Origin of the sequence: Psychrobacter sp. (assembly GCF_036731945.1) — a bacterium.
Classification (GTDB): domain Bacteria; phylum Pseudomonadota; class Gammaproteobacteria; order Pseudomonadales; family Moraxellaceae; genus Psychrobacter.
In genome coordinates, this window is record NZ_DAINDI010000035.1 from 3,740 (window position 1) to 8,181 (window position 4,442).

The 4,442-nt window shown below is 44.6% G+C and carries 5 protein-coding genes, 1 other RNA gene and 2 pseudogenes; 3 read left to right on the forward strand and 5 right to left on the reverse strand.

Features of this window, described 5'->3' with window-relative positions:
• Positions 1-7: 7 nt before the first annotated feature.
• The 3 genes from V7D75_RS14655 to V7D75_RS08590 are packed head-to-tail and all read left to right on the forward strand — an operon-like array spanning position 8 to position 490.
• Positions 8-121, forward strand: a complete 114-nt coding sequence (locus V7D75_RS14655) for a hypothetical protein (protein ID WP_442968942.1) — start codon at positions 8-10, stop codon at positions 119-121.
• A gap of 9 nt (positions 122-130) precedes the next feature.
• Positions 131-277: a hypothetical protein gene (locus tag V7D75_RS08585; protein WP_333614230.1), complete on the forward strand. Its 147-nt coding sequence runs from the start codon at positions 131-133 to the stop codon at positions 275-277.
• Between the two features lie 12 nt (positions 278-289).
• The gene (locus tag V7D75_RS08590) at positions 290-490 is read left to right on the forward strand and encodes a hypothetical protein (RefSeq protein ID WP_333614231.1); all 201 of its coding nucleotides are present in this window, start codon (positions 290-292) and stop codon (positions 488-490) included.
• An 11-nt stretch (positions 491-501) separates the two neighbouring features.
• On the opposite strand, the gene V7D75_RS08595 is transcribed toward V7D75_RS08590, so the two are convergent.
• From V7D75_RS08595 to V7D75_RS08615, 5 genes and pseudogenes are all read right to left on the reverse strand, one after another.
• Positions 502-1,647: a tyrosine-type recombinase/integrase gene (locus V7D75_RS08595; RefSeq protein ID WP_333614232.1), complete on the reverse strand. Its 1,146-nt coding sequence runs from the start codon at positions 1,645-1,647 to the stop codon at positions 502-504.
• 201 nt (positions 1,648-1,848) lie between these two features.
• Positions 1,849-2,207: a transfer-messenger RNA gene (gene ssrA / locus V7D75_RS08600) on the reverse strand.
• An 85-nt stretch (positions 2,208-2,292) separates the two neighbouring features.
• Positions 2,293-2,964 carry an alpha/beta hydrolase gene (locus V7D75_RS08605; protein WP_333614233.1) on the reverse strand — a complete coding sequence of 224 codons (672 nt, stop codon included), beginning with the start codon at positions 2,962-2,964 and terminating at the stop codon, positions 2,293-2,295.
• A gap of 190 nt (positions 2,965-3,154) precedes the next feature.
• A pseudogene (gene aroC / locus V7D75_RS08610) lies at positions 3,155-4,206 on the reverse strand (chorismate synthase).
• An 86-nt stretch (positions 4,207-4,292) separates the two neighbouring features.
• Positions 4,293-4,442 (reverse strand): annotated as a pseudogene (locus tag V7D75_RS08615) (50S ribosomal protein L3 N(5)-glutamine methyltransferase); the annotation flags it as partial.

Genomic DNA, 4,442 nt, shown 5'->3' on the forward strand with positions numbered 1-4,442 from the left:
CAAGGATATAGCGGTCACTGATCGCGGTTACTTACAGTGGATTATAAAAAATCACGACAATGCTTATCTGGTTAAGGCGTGTCTCGATGCCATAACTGGCAATATTAATATTAACGTGTAGGAGTTTGATATGGGTGATGCTAATTGTCCGGAATGTGGCGGTGGTTATGAAGTGAGTAGTGTGTTGGTTATGGACGGCGAAATACTGACCGCGACTTGCAACGACTGCCAAACTGAATTTGATGTTGAAGCAAGTGTTTCTTTTAATATGGCTTGATGGAGAACGACAATGATTAGATGGTTGAGTATGAAGGAAACAGCAAACGAGCTGGGGTTTAAAGACCCTCGCACCTTCCGCGATAATTATATGGACCAGTACCCACCAGACAGAACCAACAAGCAGTTAAAATGGTGGAAGCAATCAACGGTCGATAGAATAAAAGAGATAGAGTTTTCAGATGAAGAAATTACAGACGAGGAAGGCGCTTAATGCGCCTTTTTTTATGCTTGTGTATAAATCCAAGGTGTGACAATATCTGACCACCACTCCATAAGCCTTACGCGCTCATCCCAGTAATCAGCGCGATTGTAGGCAAAGCGGCCCTTGTTTTCTGGTACGTGCGCCAAGTGACGCTCAATAACATCCTTATCAAACTCTTTTGAGGCGTTGGCGTGTGTCGATAGTAGCGATCTAAAGCCGTGAGTAGTCATCTTGCCAGCACCAGCCGCCCGCTTAATGGCCGCCAGTGGCGTTTCAGTTGGCATGTGCTCCCAAGGTTTGCTTTTCTTTTTAAAAACATACTCATCATTGGTACGATTGTTATAAAGCTCGCGCAATATCTCAAGCGGCTTTTCGGTCAGCGGTATCATGTGTTCTTGGCGCATCTTCATTCTGTGTGCTGGTATCAGCCAGATACCATTTTCTAAATCAAACTCGCCCGTGTCCCATCGCGCTTTTGCAAGCTCGCTTGGACGGCAGGCAAGATAATTATATAAGGCGATTGCTTGTTTGGTTTCAAACTGCATGTCCATGTAATTAAGCTTTGTCCAAAATTTTGGCATTTCAGTGATAGGCAGGCAAGCCATATTAATAACTTTGCGCGACGGTATCATTTTGCTGACCAATGAGCAAGGATTGTTCTGCACATAATCTTTGGCTAGTGCATAATCAAACAGCGAATTAAGCAGACGCAAGCATCTATTGGCCGTCTCTATCGTGCCATTGGCGATAAGTAGGCTAATCTCATTGGATATCATGGCGCGGTTCACGTCATTGGCTTTTACTTTAGCAATGCGGTGGGTCACAAGCTCCAGTCGATAGACTACCGTGTCGTGATACTTTTGGCTTGTCCAGGCTGGCGAGTAAACAGACAGCCACTCCTTCACCAAGTCCTCAACCAGTATGTCGTTATAACCCATGATTGCCTGACGCTGCATTTCTTGCGCCAGTGTGCGAGCATCTTTAAGTGATAGTACCGGGTAAGTGCCTAGCTTTGTTCGTGTGCGCTTGCCAGCCTTAATATAAGCAAGAACCCAAGACTTTTGACCGGACGGCATTACATCGATAGATAGACCATCGCCCAATGATTTTGAGTAGCGCTTATCCGCTGGCTTGAGCGCTTTTACTTGCGAGTCTTTATTTATCATGGCTGCCAATTCCGTGTGTCAATACGTGTGTATGTTGTGTGCATTAATACTATGCTTGACTATGTTTGTCAATGCTCAACTATGCTCTATTAACATAGGGTTAGGCACTAAAAAACCCCTTGAAACGTAGTGTTTTAAGGGGTTTAGTAGGTTTTTATGTCTTACTTTGTTTAACTATGTTTTACATTGTCTAACTATATATGGTGGAGATGGCGGGAGTTGAACCCGCGTCCGCCAGCATTACGCTCATGAATCTACATGTTTAGTTTCTGTCTTTAGTTTTAATCCGCACCGATCCGACAGTCAGGATGGATTGGACGATTCTCTACTTTTGAACCCAAGCGATTGAGACAATCACTTGTGGCGAGCCTACATGCGGACGCTTCAACTTAGTTGACCAACTGTAGGTGATCAGCAACCAAGTAAGCAGGGTTTAAGCTGCTAGAGCGTAAGTTTCGTCGTTTGCGACTATAACAATATATGTTTGATTAACGAGAGGACATACACTCTCGACATGCATCATTGAGTTTCATCACCAGCGTCGAAGCCAGAACATCCCCAATAAGACTGACTATTATATAGTACCTGCCTATCGGTTTTCAACCTAAACGCCTTCTGTATTACATTAAGTTACAGCACAATTGTCTAAGCCAAAACTTTATTCATCCATTGACCAATATTTTGAATCTGCGGCATACAAACTTGATGCGCCATTGGATAGGTATGGTAAACGACACTATAGCCTTTCGCCGATAACAAATTCTGGGCTTGCTCACCTAGAATCACAGGTACAACAGGGTCGTGCGTACCGTGTTCAATCAATATCGGCATGTCTTTGTTAGCGGCGCTATAGCTGATATGGTCATTGGTCGCCAGATAGGTAGACAGCGCCATCAAGCCTGCTAAGCGCTGTGGATAGCCAAGTGCCACATGATACGCCACTGCCCCGCCCTGCGAAAATCCTGCAATGACAATATGCTCAGGCTTAACGCCGCGCTCAATTTCACGAGCAATCAAGTCATGGATTTGCTGAGAAGATTCTTCGATTTGAGCGATATCGACTTTACGTTCAAGGCTCATCTCTAAGATGTCATACCATGCGGGCATGACCATACCACCATTAACCGTCACTGGACGATTAGGCGCATGCGGAAAGATAAAACGTACTGCCATGTCATCCGCAAGACCTAACTGTGGTACCACTGGCTCAAAGTCATGACCGCTAGCACCCAAACCATGCAGCCAAATGACGGCTCGGTCAATCACTTTGTTTGTAGGATTATGTTCAACAATAACAGCATCTAAATAGTTACTCATGTTTTTAAGTTCCTTTAACTGATAAATAAAACCAGATTTGTTTGTTTGATTAAGCAAGACATACCGTATTTAAATAGAGTTTATAACTTACCTACTTAACTTTTTAAGCATGCATAAAAAAAACCCTCTAACGTATCTAATAGAACAGCAGTAGATGCGGCAAAGGGCAAATAGAGGTATGGCAGAAAAGCTAAGTAATCGACTGCACTGGCTGCTCAACATCGGCATTTTGACCGCGATGGCGCAGATAGTGATCCAGTAATACAATCGCCAGCATCGCTTCAGCATCTCAATCGCTTCACCCTCTGTATTGATGCTCTTGCCAGCTGTCGTAATACTAGAGGTTGGTTTCAAAGCAATACTAACGCGGATATCTTGTCCTGACGAGATACCACCCAAGATACCACCCGCATGATTGGCCGTAAAACCATCAGGGGTAATCTCATCACGTGAGCGATGACCAAACTGTCCAGCTACCGCCATACCATCACCAACTTCAACGCCTTTAACGGCATTGATACTCATCATCGCATGGGCAATATCGGCATCTAAGCGGTCAAATACCGGTTCACCCAATCCGACGGGCACGCCACTTGCGATAATCTCTAACCTCGCACCACAGCTCGTACCTTCACGGCGCAAGCTATCTATCAAAACCTCAAAGCGGCTGACTGCATCGGCGTCTGCACAAAAAAACGGATTGCTATTGACAAAATCCCAATCGATTTGACTAGCATCTAGCACTTGACTGTATTCCGAGCCAATTTGGGTAACATGACCGCGTACTTGCACGCCTAAGCGCTTATGCAAATATTTTTTAGCGATTGCACCTGCCGCCACCCGCATGGCCGTTTCACGGGCTGATGAACGTCCGCCGCCGCGATAATCGCGAAAGCCGTATTTCATACTATAGGTATAATCGGCATGACCGGGGCGAAAAGTGTCTTTTATTTCACTATAATCTTTTGATTTTTGATTGGTGTTACGAATCAAAAGCCCAATCGAGGTGCCCGTCGTTTTACCTTCAAATACCCCAGAGATAATCTCGACTTCATCAGACTCACGGCGCTGGGTCGAGTATTTAGAGGTCCCAGGTTTACGGCGATCCAAATCTATCTGCAAATCTGCTTCGCACAATTCTAAACCTGGCGGTACGCCATCGACGATAGCCATCAGGCCTGCACCATGCGACTCGCCGCACGTCGTTACGGTGAAAACCTGTCCAATACTATTGCCAGCCATATCTATCCTTAAACAAATGAAGTCGATTTTTTAATTACCGTTTTTGAATTGCTGTTTTTTAATTTAGCGTCAGTGTCAATTTTACTTTATTGATTACCATCCAATAATTGCACATAAGCGGCAAATAATTGACGATGAGTCATAAGCTCGTCATAGGTAATAGCAAAAATACCATGACCACCGTGAGCGAATTTTAACCAATCAAATTGGATTTCAGGATACGCTTGCTTTAACGC

Excerpts from the sequence above, each read along its gene's own strand:
- V7D75_RS08585 (WP_333614230.1), top strand. The coding sequence starts at position 131 with ATGGGTGATGCTAATTGTCCGGAATGTGGCGGTGGTTATGAAGTGAGT.
- V7D75_RS08590 (WP_333614231.1), top strand. The coding sequence starts at position 290 with ATGATTAGATGGTTGAGTATGAAGGAAACAGCAAACGAGCTGGGGTTT.
- V7D75_RS08595 (WP_333614232.1), bottom strand. The coding sequence starts at position 1,647 with ATGATAAATAAAGACTCGCAAGTAAAAGCGCTCAAGCCAGCGGATAAG.
- V7D75_RS08605 (WP_333614233.1), bottom strand. The coding sequence starts at position 2,964 with ATGAGTAACTATTTAGATGCTGTTATTGTTGAACATAATCCTACAAAC.